The 14197-nt window shown below is 54.5% G+C and carries 14 protein-coding genes; 9 read left to right on the forward strand and 5 right to left on the reverse strand.

The features are described from left to right. Nucleotides 1-3: 3 nt before the first annotated feature. The 4 genes from QMG90_RS15950 to fimA form a co-directional block, all read right to left on the reverse strand. Nucleotides 4-2583 (reverse strand): fimbrial biogenesis usher protein, encoded by a 2580-nt coding sequence (locus QMG90_RS15950; RefSeq protein ID WP_283280605.1) that lies wholly within the window; start codon nt 2581-2583, stop codon nt 4-6. Nucleotides 2584-2594: 11 nt separating this feature from the next. Next, nucleotides 2595-3287, reverse strand: coding sequence for a type 1 fimbria chaperone FimC (fimC, locus tag QMG90_RS15955; protein WP_283280606.1), 693 nt, complete (start codon nt 3285-3287; stop codon nt 2595-2597). Between the two features lie 43 nt (nt 3288-3330). After that, nucleotides 3331-3876 (reverse strand): type 1 fimbrial protein subunit FimI, encoded by a 546-nt coding sequence (gene fimI, locus QMG90_RS15960; protein WP_283280607.1) that lies wholly within the window; start codon nt 3874-3876, stop codon nt 3331-3333. A gap of 71 nt (nt 3877-3947) precedes the next feature. Beyond that, the gene (gene fimA / locus QMG90_RS15965) at nt 3948-4499 is read right to left on the reverse strand and encodes a type 1 fimbrial major subunit FimA (protein WP_283280608.1); all 552 of its coding nucleotides are present in this window, start codon (nt 4497-4499) and stop codon (nt 3948-3950) included. A gap of 457 nt (nt 4500-4956) precedes the next feature. On the opposite strand from fimA, the gene folD reads away from it, so the two are divergent. The 5 genes from folD to QMG90_RS15990 all read left to right on the forward strand — a co-directional run bounded on the left by folD (nt 4957) and on the right by QMG90_RS15990 (nt 9464). Further along, nucleotides 4957-5823 (forward strand): bifunctional methylenetetrahydrofolate dehydrogenase/methenyltetrahydrofolate cyclohydrolase FolD, encoded by an 867-nt coding sequence (gene folD, locus QMG90_RS15970; protein ID WP_283280609.1) that lies wholly within the window; start codon nt 4957-4959, stop codon nt 5821-5823. A gap of 1 nt (nt 5824) precedes the next feature. Then, the gene (ybcJ, locus tag QMG90_RS15975; protein WP_283280610.1) at nt 5825-6037 is read left to right on the forward strand and encodes a ribosome-associated protein YbcJ; all 213 of its coding nucleotides are present in this window, start codon (nt 5825-5827) and stop codon (nt 6035-6037) included. Nucleotides 6038-6265: 228 nt separating this feature from the next. Further along, nucleotides 6266-7765, forward strand: coding sequence for a PTS transporter subunit EIIC (locus QMG90_RS15980; RefSeq protein WP_283280611.1), 1500 nt, complete (start codon nt 6266-6268; stop codon nt 7763-7765). 87 nt (nt 7766-7852) lie between these two features. Beyond that, nucleotides 7853-8869, forward strand: coding sequence for a Mal regulon transcriptional regulator MalI (gene malI / locus QMG90_RS15985; protein WP_283280612.1), 1017 nt, complete (start codon nt 7853-7855; stop codon nt 8867-8869). A 73-nt stretch (nt 8870-8942) separates the two neighbouring features. Then, nucleotides 8943-9464 carry a metal-dependent hydrolase gene (locus tag QMG90_RS15990; protein WP_283280613.1) on the forward strand — a complete coding sequence of 174 codons (522 nt, stop codon included), beginning with the start codon at nt 8943-8945 and terminating at the stop codon, nt 9462-9464. A 42-nt stretch (nt 9465-9506) separates the two neighbouring features. Here the strand turns inward: QMG90_RS15990 and cysS are convergent, their stop codons facing one another. Continuing rightward, on the reverse strand, nt 9507-10892 hold the full coding sequence (gene cysS / locus QMG90_RS15995; protein ID WP_283280614.1) for a cysteine--tRNA ligase: 1386 nt from the start codon (nt 10890-10892) through the stop codon (nt 9507-9509). 172 nt (nt 10893-11064) lie between these two features. On the opposite strand from cysS, the gene ppiB reads away from it, so the two are divergent. Genes ppiB through QMG90_RS16015 form a run of 4 tightly spaced genes read left to right on the forward strand, consistent with a single transcriptional unit; the run spans nt 11065 to nt 14156 of the window. Next, a complete protein-coding gene (gene ppiB / locus QMG90_RS16000; protein WP_283280615.1) occupies nt 11065-11559 on the forward strand; it encodes a peptidylprolyl isomerase B in 495 nt (164 codons plus the stop codon). A 3-nt stretch (nt 11560-11562) separates the two neighbouring features. Further along, the gene (gene lpxH / locus QMG90_RS16005) at nt 11563-12285 is read left to right on the forward strand and encodes a UDP-2,3-diacylglucosamine diphosphatase (RefSeq protein WP_283280616.1); all 723 of its coding nucleotides are present in this window, start codon (nt 11563-11565) and stop codon (nt 12283-12285) included. Between the two features lie 60 nt (nt 12286-12345). Further along, nucleotides 12346-13218: a hypothetical protein gene (locus QMG90_RS16010; RefSeq protein WP_283280617.1), complete on the forward strand. Its 873-nt coding sequence runs from the start codon at nt 12346-12348 to the stop codon at nt 13216-13218. After that, the gene (locus QMG90_RS16015) at nt 13215-14156 is read left to right on the forward strand and encodes a DUF1848 domain-containing protein (RefSeq protein ID WP_283280618.1); all 942 of its coding nucleotides are present in this window, start codon (nt 13215-13217) and stop codon (nt 14154-14156) included. The genes QMG90_RS16010 and QMG90_RS16015 overlap by 4 nt, the downstream gene beginning before the upstream one ends. The last annotated feature ends 41 nt before the right edge of the window (nt 14157-14197 follow it).

Genomic DNA, 14197 nt, shown 5'->3' on the forward strand with positions numbered 1-14197 from the left:
ACATTACCGATCACAGCGAACCTCCGTGAGCGTGATCGCCTGTTGCAGGCTCTTTTCAGGCAGACTGTACGCCGCGCGACATTGCGCATTCGCGCCCTCTCCCCATTGGATCAACAGTTCACCGCGCAGCGGCAAACCACTTAAGTAAATCTGCCCATCGTCGCCCACCATGCTGGTCACACCGCGCCGGGTTTCGCGCACAATCGCGCCAAACGGTACCGGCTGATTGCCGCGACGGGCGGTGATCAGCGCACGCACGCCGATGCGGGTATCAAACGCGGCACGCACCACCGCGCCTTCGGTCGGCACCACATTGCTGACGTTGTTTTCGATGTCGGTGTTGTTGCTCATGGAGTTGGTATCGAGCGCCACGCGGTTGTAGCGATAGACGGTGGCGTACGGCATGACGGCATAGCCGCGCCAGTCGGTTTTCACCCCGGTCTGGTTTTCAATGCTGACGCCGGACGCACCGGGCGCTTTGATCAGCACGTTGGTATCACCCAGCGGCTGACTGAAGGTGATGCCATCAGCATGGCCTAACACGCCGCCCGACAGTTGCCAGTTGAGATCGTGTTGATCGCGGTCATAGTTGTAGCCCATGCCCAGCGTGCCGTACGTCGCCTGCCAGTTGGCGCTGGCGCTGCCGGTATAGCCATTAGTACTGGAATGCCCCTGCGTCACGCTGTAACTCAGGTTGCGCCCTTCAAGCAGCGTCCCGTTAATGCCGCTCTGCCAGCTGTTTTGCCCGTCGCTGTTGCGGCTGGCGGCAACGGTGGCATAAGCGCGATCAAACGCAGTATCGCGACGATAGCCCTGCCCGCTGAACAAACTGAACGGAATCGACAGGTTAAAGGTGACGATACGGTCAGTGCCGGAAATCCCCACAGCACGGTTCCACGACCACGCCAGCGAGTAGCTGATCCCCTGCCAGCCACCGGAATAACCAAGCTGATACCAGGTGTTGGTCTCGCTGGTGCCCCAGTAGCTTTGCTGGCTGCCGGAGAGATACAGCGAGCCGTAATCCCCCAGCGACTGCGAGATATTGACCTGAAAACGGCCCTTCTTGTTGAACGTCAGATTGTGGTAGCTGATGATGTCGAGGACGCCGTCATCGTCCTTGTCATTGTCGTCATACTGATAGCCACTCATCGTTTTCCAGGCGGTGTCGTCGAGGGTATAAAAGCCTTTTGTGGAGTAGCGATAGCCGAGCAACTGGAAGTTGGTGCCAAACCGGTTCAGTGATTTTGCATACAGGAAACGCAGCGACTGCCCTTCGTGGTTGCTGCCATCCACCAGTGTGCTGCGCGCGTGAGTGACGTCCAGCGAAACCGCGCCCCAGTCGCCGAGGTTTTTACCGGCGCCCAGCGCCACGGCGGTGTAGTTTTCCGCCAGTTGCGAGCCGCCGTAAAGCGTCACGCCGTTATTGAGACCGGCAATCAGCGTGCCCTGAGAGAAAAACGGCGTTCCCTGTTGCGTGTTGCCGGAACGATAATCCCCCGCCACCACGTCAAATTTGACGCGGCCTGCACGTTGCAACAGCGGCACGCTGGAATACGGTATCGTGTAGCGCTGCTGGCTGCCGTCTTTTTCTTCCACGGTCACTTCCAGGTCGCCGCTGGAAGAGGTCGGATTCAGATCGTTAATGGCGAACGCACCGCTCTGTACATAGCTCTGATACACCACATAGCCGTTCTGGCGGATCACCACTCTGGCGGGCGTGCGGGCGATACCGCGCACCGTCGGCGCGAAACCCTGCATGCTGTCCGGGTACATGCTGTCAGACGAGTACAACCGCACGCCGCGGAACCCTACGCTGTCGAAGAGATCATTGCCGGTGTTGCTGTCGCCGAGCACCAGCTCGCTTTTCCACGGAATAATGGCGCGCTGAACCCAGGTCGATACGTTCTTCCAGTGGCTTTCATGCTGGCCGTTGTTGCGGCTGTAATTCCAGGTGCCGTTATTACGCAGCCGCCACGGACCATAATTCAGCCCGCTCATCAGGCTGAGAAAATAGCTGTCATCCTGGGTGCCACGGTTACCGCTGAAGCTGTAGTTAACCAGCGCAGCGGGGATCCCGTCGTCCCACTCCTCTGGCGCAATGTAGCCCCTGGCGCTGTTTTGCATGGCAATTTGCGGAATGCTGAAGGTGAGTTTGAGCGCCGCAAAATCAAAATTAATCTCCGTACCGGGAATGCGCGTGACCAACGGAATGCAGGTGTCGCCGGGCGTCTTCGCCAGATCAGGAACGGCCTGGCGGTTAACACCGAGCCGCGTAATCAGCGCCAGATCCACGCATGGCGTCAGCCCCCCCGCCGCCGGCCCCGTTTTTTCCGCTGCCACAAACGGCAGATCCTGGGTGCCAATAAATTCGTCATTGCGCCAGATATCCACCCGGTAGACGCCCGCCGGCTGTTGGTTACCTTTTTCGAAGCGCGATAAATCGGCGACACTCGCGGCATCGTCCGACAGAAACGCCGGGTTGAAATAATCCTCAGCCCAGCCTTGCGATGACCAGCAGGCGCCGGACAGTACCAGTGCCAGCACGTTCCGGCGCAAGTGGATGGCAGAAGTCATGATCAACATTCGCACAGCCGTTATAACTGCACGCGACGTGCAGGCGTGATCGCGCCGTAATCATTGACGCTTTGCCAGCTCAGCGCCCCCTGCGCCCCCGCAGGTATCGCCACCTGCCCGCTGTTTTTCGGCGCTACCATCAGGTTCTCCAGTTTTTTACCGGCAATATTCAGATTGACCAGCGTGATGTAATACGGCGATGCGTTGGTGACGTTCAGCTGATTTCCGGCGCGGGAAAACGTCAGCTGCGACAACGCCTCAGACGGTTGTACCGGCAGATTCGCCGGGCGCACAAACAGCTTGATGCGCGACAGGATCGCCAGTTGCAGCACGTTCTTACCGCTGGCGTTCTCTTTATTGACGGAAGGGATGGCTTTGACGTTCATCCAGAACAGCGACTCGCGATCGGCGGGCAGCGGCGGTCCGGCATAAATAATACGCAACGTGTTTTCACTGTTGGCTTCGCTGACAAACAGCGGCGGCGTGACAGCAAACGTTTTTTCTTTTTGTCCGTTATTGTTTTCGATCCACGCATTAATTAAGTAACGCTCCTGCGCATTACTGTTGGTAATAGATAATGAAGTCTGCCTGGCATCCGCCGGATAAATAACGCGCGTCGCCCCCAGTGCAATTCCACCCGCAGCCTGGGCGGGTAAAGAAATAACGAAGAATAAAAAGGCGACAATGGCTCCCGGGTTGAATAGCTTGTCCATAACTGCATACCTGTATTTATTTTTGTTGGCGAATGTCATCGCTTCAGGGATAAACCAGCGTAAACCAGACATCCGAATGAATATTGCCGGGGATCAGCGGCAAAGAAATCACCCGATAACGCGCACTGAAGTGCAGCCTCATTTCGGCAGCGTCAATGGGTTGATAAGTCTGAGGCTGGGCATTCGGCACAATGCGCTGCTGCTGTGCATCAAACAGACCTAATCCCAGGCCGCTGTCGCTTTGCGCGCCACCCACGCGCGTGGAAGCGGCAAACACCTGCGGATCTTCTGCCGGCGTCAGCCCCTGAAATGCCACGCCAACCAGACGGGAAACCTCGCTGTGACACTCCACCAGTCTGATGCTGAACGGCACCGTGACCGTGGAGAAACTCCCGACGCCCGCAAAAGCGTTAGTGCGGTATTGCCCCATATCGATACGCAAATTTGCACTTTCCGGCGAGACGGCACAGGCGCCGTTAACCAGCTCGCCACGCAATTGTACGCGACCACCGTCAACCACCATCCGTTGCGCGCAAACCGGCGCTATCAGCACCGGGCACAGCATGAGTAAACTCAACGTCCGTATCATTCCTGCTCTCCGGTGTGGGCTTTGACGCGCCTCCTCCCTGAGGCCGGGATCATCCTGATAGCGTTATGGCCTTATTCGTACTTCATCACAAAGGTCGCGTCAGCATTGGCCTGACCCGGCGCAGTGGTATCAGCTGTCGATTTGTAGCGTGCGCTGAAATGCAGGGTGTTGGTGCCCTGAATCAGATTCTGCGCCGCAGAGAACATCGTGCCGTTCGGCGTCAATACGCTGGAAGCGTTGTCCAGAATCTCAATACCCACCCCCTCCGCTGAGGTGCTGTTATCGCCTGACGTCACCGCCAGCAGGGTGTTGTCGTCGGCATCGATCGAGCCGTTAAACGCTACAGCCGCCGTCGCGGCAACCGTCGGATCGCAGTCGTTCAACACAATGTTAAACGGGATCTTCGCAGAGGTATCGCCAGTCTGAGTGAAGGTCGCGGTGCGGTACTGACCCAGTTCCACCGTCTGGTTGGAAGAGGTCGTGCTTACCGCACAAGCCGCGTTCACCAGTTCACCTTTAAAATGCACGGTGCCGCCATTAACAGACGTTGCCGCCGCATTTGCCGTAGTGGTTGCAAGACCGAACGTTGCTACCAGAGCAGCAGCAAGAGTTTTTAATTTCATGGGTTTTCCTTGAATTGAAAAAAAAAGCACATCCGTCGCGTGCTTCCTGTACGCTCCGTGTGATTTACCATGGCGGATAATAATATCCGCCAGATTGCTCCCGTCTTCCCGCTGAGAGTGATTTCTTCGCAGTACACCGCCCCGCTAATTAAAAAAATTAGCGGTTATTCTCCGGGCTAAAATAATGTCCCTGATGTGGCGAATAAATTAACCCAACTCACTCATACAAAATACGTATAAAGACTTTCATTACGTTAAGCCACGTCTTAAACAGGAATAAGAAAAGCCTCACTGCTATTGCGGGTTTGTGATTAACAACATGCCGTTGACGTTCGACACGGCGCAACCGCCAGGTTGGCCGCGATAAAAACGTAAACGGTGACTGACATCACGCCCCGCTTCTGACAAAATATGCGCAATCCCCCTTTTCTTGATGACAGATGGAATCCTCTCTCTGATGGCAGCAAAGATTATTGACGGTAAAACGATTGCGCAGCAGGTGCGCTCTGAGGTTGCGGAAAAAGTGAAGGCGCGTCTCGCCGCCGGAAAACGCGCCCCGGGACTGGCTGTTGTGCTGGTCGGTAGCAACCCTGCATCGCAAATTTATGTTGGCAGCAAACGCAAAGCCTGCGAGGAAGTGGGTTTCATCTCCCGCTCTTACGATCTGCCCGAAACCACCACCGAAGCCGAACTGCTGGAACTTATTGATACGCTGAATGCTGATAGCGATATCGACGGTATTCTGGTTCAGCTCCCTCTGCCTGCAGGCATTGATAACGTGAAGGTGCTGGAACGTATTTCGCCGGATAAAGACGTCGACGGTTTCCATCCGTACAACGTCGGTCGTTTGTGCCAGCGTGCGCCGCGCCTGCGCCCGTGTACGCCGCGCGGCATCGTGACGCTGCTGGAGCGTTACAATATTGATACCTATGGCCTGAACGCGGTAATTATTGGCGCGTCCAATATTGTCGGCCGCCCGATGAGCATGGAGCTGTTGCTGGCGGGCTGCACCACGACCGTGACCCATCGCTTTACCAAAAACCTGCGTCATCACGTTGAACATGCTGATCTGCTGATTGTGGCGGTCGGTAAACCGGGCTTTATTCCTGGCGACTGGATCAAAGAGGGCGCGATAGTCGTGGACGTCGGGATTAACCGTCTGGAAAACGGCAAAGTGGTGGGCGATGTGATTTTTGACGATGCCGCCGCGCGCGCGTCGTATATCACCCCGGTGCCGGGCGGCGTCGGTCCGATGACCGTGGCAACGCTTATCCAGAACACGCTGCAGGCGTGCGAAGAATATCATGATGTGGAGGAGGCATAAGATGGCCACGTTTTCGTTAGGTAAACACCCACACGTTGAACTGTGCGATCTGCTGAAGCTGGAAGGCTGGAGCGAAAGCGGCGCCCAGGCCAAAATCTTCATTGCCGACGGGCAAGTGACGGTGGATGGCGTGGTGGAAACCCGCAAGCGCTGCAAAATTGTCGCTGGTCAGACAGTAAGTTTTGCCGGTCAGAACATTACTGTCGTCGCCTGATATTCCTCCCACCCTCTTCGCCTGAAGAGGGTTTCACCCCACAACCATAACGGTTAATTCTCGATCAACGTCAAAGAATCACAAACTCGTCTGCCCTGAATGTGAAAATTTAGTTGCGGCGGATATCAGATTATTCCACGATAAGTAGAACGTTCTACTATAACGTTCTACTCACTACAATAACGCGTGAAAAGCGCACATCAGGGTCTCCACTCGGGGGAAATCAGCATGAGTCTGATATCAGGTTTTGTTAAATCGCTGTCTAAGTTATCGATGATTGGCCGCGCATTAATGCTGCCAATTTCTTTACTGCCCGCTGCCGGTCTGCTGTTGGCATTCGGGGATAAATTCCATCTTCCGCTAATGATGAACGCGGGTGGGGTTATCTTCGACAACCTGCCAATGCTGTTTGCTATCGGTTCGGCGGTCGGCCTGGCGTCAGAATCCGGGATTGCCGCACTCTCTGCGGCGGTGTCGGTTTTTGTCACCAACATCACCATCAGCACGGTCCTCGGTATTACGCCGGAAATGGCGTCGCAGGGCGGAAAATACGCAATGGTGGTGGGGATTCCCACCTTACAGATGGGCGTCTTCGGGGGCTTAATTTGCGGGATCCTCGCCGCGTGGTGCTATAACCGCTTCCACGCGATGCAGCTTCCGGAATTCCTCGGTTTCTTCTCCGGCAAGCGCTTTGTCGCCATCGCCACCGCGTGTCTCTCTTTCGTGCTCGGTCTGCTGCTACCTTATGTCTGGCAGCACATTCAGGCCGGTATCGACGCGCTGTCGCTGATCGTGAATGGTGATAATCAGGCCGCCTCGACATTTATCTTTGGCCTCGTGGAACGCGCACTGATCCCATTGGGTCTGCACCATATCTGGTATCCGTCATTCTGGTATTCGTTTGGTGATTACACCACGCAGGCCGGTCAGGTGATCCACGGCGACCAGACTATCTGGTTCAAGATGCTGGAAGAAGGCGTGAAATCATTCAGCAGCGATACGTACCAGAACGCCGGTAAGTTCATGCAGGGTGAATTCCCGCTGATGCTGTTCGCGCTGCCGGCGGCCTGTCTGGCGATGTACCACGAAGCGCATACCAAAAACAAAAAGATCGCCTCCGGTATTCTGTTCTCCGCCGCCCTGACCTGTTTCCTGACCGGGATCACCGAGCCGGTTGAGTTTACCTTTATCTTCGTGGCGCCGATCCTCTACGTCTTTAACGCCATCATGGCCGGTCTGGCGTACATGACCATGTTCCTGCTGCATGCGCATATCGCCAAGTCGTTCTCCGCGGGCTTTATCGACTATCTGTCATTTGGCATTGTGCCGTCGCTGAACGGTTACCAGACCAACTTCCTCAACGCGGTGATTGTCGGTATTCCGATGGCGCTGATTTACTACTTCACCTTCCGCTATGTTATCCGTCGTTTTGATGTGAAAACGCCGGGCCGTACCGAGGTGACGTCAGACGCGAAAGACAAAACCGACACCGAACTGGCGAACGAGATCATCGCACTGCTGGGCGGCGCGCACAACATCGACTCCGTCGGTTCCTGCATCACCCGTCTGCGTCTGGAAGTCGCCAACAGCGAGAAAGTGGACAAAGACGGACTCAACGGTGTCGGCGCACGCGGCGTGGTATTTGTGGGCGATAATGGCATTCAGGTGATTTTTGGCGCCAGAGCGCAATTTATTGCACAAACTATGTCGACGATGATTGGCAAATAACAGGAAAATGATACGCTGAACGTCTCCTGCTACGGCGGGAGACGGGCAGGTATCTGGCTGACCAGCTTACTTTTTCAGGGAGTGGATTTGAAGAAAGTCAGTATTATTGACGTCGCGAAACTGGCGGGGGTTTCGGTCTCAACCGTTTCACTGGTACTGCGCCAGAAAGGGAAAATCTCTGACGCGACCATCGGGAAAGTCCACGCCGCCATCACCGAGCTCGGCTACGTCCATAACGTCGCCGCTGCCAATCTGCGCGCCAATACCTCCAATCTCATCGGTCTGATCCTGCGCGACTTCAGCGACAGCTTTTCCATTAAAGTGATGGCCAGTATCGTGCAGGAGCTGGAAAAACAGGGCTACATGGTGTTTCTTGGCCAGCCGCTGAATGATGATGACCATCTGGAACGTTGTCTGCTGTCGTTCAAACAACAGGGTGTGGCCGGCGTCATTTACCTCTCGTCAGACGCCACCACGCTGCATTTGCCGGAGAAAATGCGCCAGTGCCCGTTGCCGCTGGTGGTGGTATCGCAATCGCTGCTGGAAGAGAACTGCCATCTGGTGATGCGCGACAACCGACAGGCCGCCAGCCTGGCGACCCGCTACCTGATTGAGCGTGGGCATCGCAGCATCGCCTACATCGGCGGGCGCGAAAATGACATGATCCGCCAGCAGCGTCTGGTCGGTTTTCACAGCGCACTGTCACAGTACGGCATGGTATGGCGGGATGAATCCACCCCGGCCTGCAGTGACGATACCCACGCCGCCAGCATCGTCACCCGGCAATTGCTGGAAAAAAACAACACCATCACCGCCCTGCTCTGCCATTCGCCGGATGCGATGATCGGCTCTATCACCGGTATTCATCAGGTGGGGCGCACGGTGGGGAAAGACGTTTTCCTCACCCAACAGGTGGCGCTGATTGGTTTTGAAGATATGCTGCATGTGAATCTGACGTCGCCGTCGTTCACTTACGTGTCGTCTGCCAGCGAAGAGACCGGTCGCCAGGCGGCAACGCTGATGATCCGCAAGCTCAAAGAGCCGGAGTTGCAGATTCAGCGCATCACGCTGTCAGGGCAGCTCATCGCCCGGGAATCCGCCTGATTTCAGAATTTCCCCTCTGCGTATCCCGCTGAGGTTGCTGCTATATTATTTTTTTCCCCACGGATGATCCCCTATGCCAACCATCATCACTCATGCTGCGGTTCCGCTTTGTCTCGGACTGGGGCTCGGCACCCGCGTTATTCCGCCTCGCCTGCTGCTGGCTGGCATCGCGCTGGCGATGCTGCCGGATGCCGACGTGCTGGCATTCAAATTCGGCATCGCCTACGGCAATATTTTTGGCCATCGTGGGTTCACCCACTCGTTGCTGTTTGCCTTCGTGGTACCGCTGTTGTGCGTGCTCATCGGGCGACGATGGTTCCGCGCGGGCCTGACGCGCTGCTGGCTGTTTCTGACGGTGTCGCTGCTGTCACACAGCCTGCTGGATTCAGTGACGACCGGCGGCAGAGGGGTTGGCTGGCTGTGGCCATGGTCGGATGAACGCTTCTTCGCGCCGTGGCAGGTAATCAAAGTCGCGCCGTTCGCGCTGTCGCGCTATACCACACCATACGGCCATCAGGTGATCATGTCTGAGCTGTTGTGGGTGTGGTTGCCGGGCGTGGTGGTGATGGGATTATTGTGGTGGAAGCGGCGTTAAATTCCACGCCCGGCAGGCATTGTGCCACCGGGCATGACTGATTTACTTACGGCGCCAGGTGGTGCCCTGCGGGCCGTCTTCGAGGATGATGCCCATCTCGTTCAGGCGGTCGCGCGCCGCGTCGGCTGCGGCCCAGTCTTTCGCCTGACGGGCTTCCAGACGTTGTTTGATCAGCGCTTCAATCTCTGCCACTTCATCGTCATCCGCCTGCGCCCCGCTCTGCAGGAAGGTTTCTGGATCCTGCTCCAGTAAACCCAGCACGCCAGCGAGTTTACGCATATGTGACGCCATCGCATTCGCCGCCGCGGCATCTTCCGTTTTCAGGCGGTTAACATCGCGCGCCATGTCGAACAGCACGGAATACGCTTCCGGAGTGTTGAAATCGTCATCCATGGCTTCAACAAAGCGCGCTTCAAACGCCTCGCCGCCTGCCGGTGCGGCAGATTTATCGGTACCGCGCAGTGCCGTGTACAGACGCTCCAGCGCTGAACGCGCCTGTTTGAGGTTCTCTTCGCTGTAATTCAGTTGGCTGCGATAGTGACCGGACATCAGGAAATAGCGGATGGTTTCCGGATCGTAATACTTCAGCACGTCGCGCACGGTAAAGAAGTTGCCCAGCGATTTGGACATTTTTTCGCGATCCACCATCACCATCCCGGAGTGCATCCAGGTGTTGACGTATTCGCCGTCGTGCGCACAGGTAGACTGCGCGATCTCGTTTTCGTGATGCGGGAACATCAGATCCGAACCGCCGCCGTGAATATCAAAATGGGTGCCCAGCTGTTTGCAGTTCATGGCTGAACATTCAATGTGCCAGCCCGGACGCCCTTCGCCCCACGGTGACGGCCAGCTTGGCTCGCCCGCCTTGGACATTTTCCACAACACGAAGTCCATCGGGTTACGCTTAACGTCCACCACGTCAACGCGCGCGCCTGCCTGCAGTTGATCCAGATCCTGACGCGATAACTGACCGTAGGTCGGGTCGGTCGGCACAGAGAACATCACGTCGCCATTGTCCGCCACATACGCATGACCGCGTTCAATCAGACGTTCGGTGATCTCAATGATTTCGTGAATATGGTGCGTGGCGCGCGGTTCGCTGTCCGGGCGCAGAATATTAAGTGCATCAAAATCTTTGTGCATTTCGGCGATCATGCGATCGACCAGCGCGACAAAACTTTCGCCGTTTTCATTCGCACGCTTAATGATTTTGTCGTCGATATCGGTGATATTTCGCACGTATTTCAGTTTGTAGCCGAGGAAGCGCAAATAGCGCGTCACGACATCAAACGCCACGAACGTACGACCATGACCAATATGACAGAGATCGTAAACAGTAATGCCACACACGTACATGCCGACTTCCCCGGCACGAATGGGTTTGAATTCCTCTTTCTGACGAGTCATGGTGTTGAAGATTTTTAGCATCGAAGATTCCATATATCCGTGTGTGAACGAAAAGCGCGTATTCTACCCGTAATTCAATCCGGAAGCAGCACACATTGCAAGATGATCCCGCCCCAAGGTTATGCTATAACAGCCCCCTACATCTGACCCACTGTTGGGTCTACGCACTACTCTACCGGAACAGGATGCAAAAATGGTTACTTTCCACACTAATCATGGCGATATCGTTATCAAAACTTTTGATGAAAAAGCGCCTGAAACAGTTAAAAACTTCCTGGACTATTGCCGTGAAGGTTTCTATAACAACACCATTTTCCACCGTGTAATCAATGGGTTTATGATCCAGGGCGGCGGTTTCGAGCCTGGCATGCATCAGAAAGAGACCAAAGCGGCGATCAAAAACGAAGCCAACAACGGTCTGAAAAACAGCCGTGGTACGCTGGCAATGGCCCGTACTCAGGCACCGCACTCCGCTACTGCGCAGTTCTTCATCAACGTCGCGGATAACGACTTCCTCAACTTCTCCGGCGAAAGCCTGCAGGGCTGGGGCTACTGCGTGTTTGCCGAAGTCGCTGAAGGGATGGACGTGGTAGACAAAATCAAAGGCGTCGCCACCGGCCGCAGCGGGATGCATCAGGACGTGCCGAAAGAGGACGTCATCATCGAAAGCGTGAGCGTCAGCGAGTAATTCGTGGCGACGCTCTTCATCGCAGACTTGCATCTGCACACAGAAGAACCGGCGATCACCGCCGGTTTTCTGCGATTTTTAAGCGGCGAAGCCCGCCAGGCGGACGCGCTCTATATTCTGGGCGATCTGTTTGAAGCCTGGATCGGCGATGACGACCCAAACCCGCTGTATCGTGAGATTGCCGCCGCCATTCATGCGCTGGTGGATACAGGCGTTCCTTGCTATTTCATCCACGGCAACCGGGATTTCCTCGTCGGCAAACGGTTCGCGCGGGAAAGCGGGATGATCCTGCTGCCGGAAGAAAAGGTGCTGGATATCAACGGTCGCCGGGTACTGATCCTGCATGGTGACACACTCTGTACCGACGATACCGGGTATCAGGCGTTGCGCAAAAAAGTACACACGCCGTGGATCCAGACGCTGTTTCTCGCCCTGCCGTTGTTTATCCGCCAGAAAATCGCCGCCCGAATGCGCGCAAGCAGTAAAGCCGCCTACAGCAGCAAATCGTTAGAGATGATGGACGTCAATCCTCAGGCGGTAGTCAGCGTGATGGAAAAACACCACGTCCAGTGGTTGATCCACGGGCATACCCATCGCCCGGCGATTCATGCCCTGCAGGCCAACGGCAACGAGGCGTTTCGCGCAGTGCTGGGCGCCTGGCACAGTGAAGGGTCGATGATCAAAGTCACGGCTGAGAATGTTGAACTCATTGCCTTCCCGTTTTAAATTTTCTTTTCTCATAATGTTCTACTGATGTAGATCATCATCCCGGGTACCGGGACCGCTATGCTGAAACGCAATAATCAATATTGCGGGATCGTTATGAACATAGAACGTGATTTTATCCATGAGGTTGTTAATAATTTCTATGACAGCATCATGCAGGATGGTGATTTGTGTGGTTACTCTGACGCATCGCCGATCAATGGCAATTATGATGATAAAATTTATCAAAAAATCTATGCTCTGAAATACTTTCCCGCTTATTACTTTGAATATTGCGTGCTGGCCAGAAAACTTGCTAATAGATTGAAAAAGAAAGAGATAGACGAAATAAACGTCTCTTCTTTTGGCTGTGGCCTTTATCCGGATTATTTTGCGCTCCTGCATAATCTGGAAGATATTGAATTCGATTATTCTGGTTATGACATCTGCAAATGGAAAACAAGAAATTTACTTCCTGAAAGCGAGGATAACCTGTGCTTAAAAACGATGTCCATTGCCGACATCAGGCAAACGGAACTTGATGATTCAGATGTTTTTATCTTTCCAAAATCCCTGGGTGATATTGCTGAAAACATTGATATGCAGGCGTTCGCCAGAAGAATAGCCAATACACCAAAAGATACCGTTTACTTCCTCAATTCTTTTATTACCGTCAATCACAACCTTAACCGCCATCATGTGGAACTTTTCTCTTACTTTCATGACGCCATGTTAAAGCAGGGCTTCACAACTGAAGATCCCAGTGATGAGACATTTTACCGGGGAGACCATGAATTTCAGGGTCTGAAAGGGATAAATTATGGTTTCGACTACCCGCAAGGAATACATCTTTGCGAAGAAGGTGTTGAGCTGGATTGTAAATGCCGGGTCGTCCACAATCCGGTGCTGACGAACAGCTATATGAACTACCAAATCCTGGAATACACGCGATGATCATCAGCGCCAGTCGCCGCACTGACATTCCTGCGTTTTATAGCGAATGGTTGATGAACCGTATTCGCGCGGGGTTTTTGCTGACCCGCAATCCGTTTAACTATCATCAGGTTTCGCGCGTCTCGCTGCTGCCTGAAGATGTTGACGCTATTGTTTTCTGGACGCGCAACCCCACTAAATTGCTCCCTTACCTTGATGAACTGACCGAACTCGGGCATCGCTTTTATTTCCAGTTCACCATCACGGGTTACCCGCGCGTGCTGGAAGCAAAAACACTCAATCCGCATAAGGCGATCGATGTGTTCAAACAGTTGTCAGCGAAAGTGGGCGCTGACAAAGTGATCTGGCGTTACGATCCTATCCTGTTCTCTAACATGCTGCCTTTTGATGAGCATCTTCGCCTGTTCAGCAAACTGGCGGGTGAACTGGAAGGCCACACCCGCCGTGTCGTCATTAGCTTTGCGGATTTTTATCAAAAAACGGAAAAAAACCTGAAAACCGTCGATTCGCTGATATACAGCGATATTACCCACAACCATGAACTTTGCCTGTCGCTATCGCAAAAGATGGCGGAAATCGCCCGGCAGCATGGTCTGGCGATTTATTCCTGCGCTGAGGACGTTGACCTGGCGATGCAGGGCATTCTGCATGGCAAATGCATTGACGATGCGCTGATCAACACGCTGTTTGGCCTGTCACTGGCAAACGGTAAAGACCCCGGTCAGCGTGAAGCCTGCGGCTGTGTCAAAAGTATCGATATCGGTGCATACAATACCTGCCTGCATGGCTGCAAATACTGCTACGCCACCTTCAATCACAACCTGGCCAACAGCAATTTCAAAAAGCATGATCCACAAAGCCCCTTTTTACTCGGTGACGCCACCGGGGTGGATCCACACCTGTTACAGCCGGTTATCTTCCAGCAGAATTTATTCTGACCCCGTTCGGGTATCATGATTTCATGGCTGCGCAACCGTTT

The sequence above is a fragment of the Trabulsiella odontotermitis genome, assembly GCF_030053895.1.
GTDB lineage: Bacteria > Pseudomonadota > Gammaproteobacteria > Enterobacterales > Enterobacteriaceae > Trabulsiella > Trabulsiella odontotermitis_C.

Bases quoted from the DNA above. Each gene is read 5' to 3' on its own strand.
- fimI (WP_283280607.1), bottom strand. From the start codon at position 3,876: ATGATACGGACGTTGAGTTTACTCATGCTGTGCCCGGTGCTGATAGCG.
- fimA (WP_283280608.1), bottom strand. From the start codon at position 4,499: ATGAAATTAAAAACTCTTGCTGCTGCTCTGGTAGCAACGTTCGGTCTT.
- folD (WP_283280609.1), top strand. From the start codon at position 4,957: ATGGCAGCAAAGATTATTGACGGTAAAACGATTGCGCAGCAGGTGCGC.
- cysS (WP_283280614.1), bottom strand. From the start codon at position 10,892: ATGCTAAAAATCTTCAACACCATGACTCGTCAGAAAGAGGAATTCAAA.
- QMG90_RS15950 (WP_283280605.1), bottom strand. From the start codon at position 2,583: ATGTTGATCATGACTTCTGCCATCCACTTGCGCCGGAACGTGCTGGCA.
- QMG90_RS16010 (WP_283280617.1), top strand. From the start codon at position 12,346: ATGCTGAAACGCAATAATCAATATTGCGGGATCGTTATGAACATAGAA.
- ppiB (WP_283280615.1), top strand. From the start codon at position 11,065: ATGGTTACTTTCCACACTAATCATGGCGATATCGTTATCAAAACTTTT.
- QMG90_RS15980 (WP_283280611.1), top strand. From the start codon at position 6,266: ATGAGTCTGATATCAGGTTTTGTTAAATCGCTGTCTAAGTTATCGATG.
- fimC (WP_283280606.1), bottom strand. From the start codon at position 3,287: ATGGACAAGCTATTCAACCCGGGAGCCATTGTCGCCTTTTTATTCTTC.
- QMG90_RS16015 (WP_283280618.1), top strand. From the start codon at position 13,215: ATGATCATCAGCGCCAGTCGCCGCACTGACATTCCTGCGTTTTATAGC.
- ybcJ (WP_283280610.1), top strand. From the start codon at position 5,825: ATGGCCACGTTTTCGTTAGGTAAACACCCACACGTTGAACTGTGCGAT.
- QMG90_RS15990 (WP_283280613.1), top strand. From the start codon at position 8,943: ATGCCAACCATCATCACTCATGCTGCGGTTCCGCTTTGTCTCGGACTG.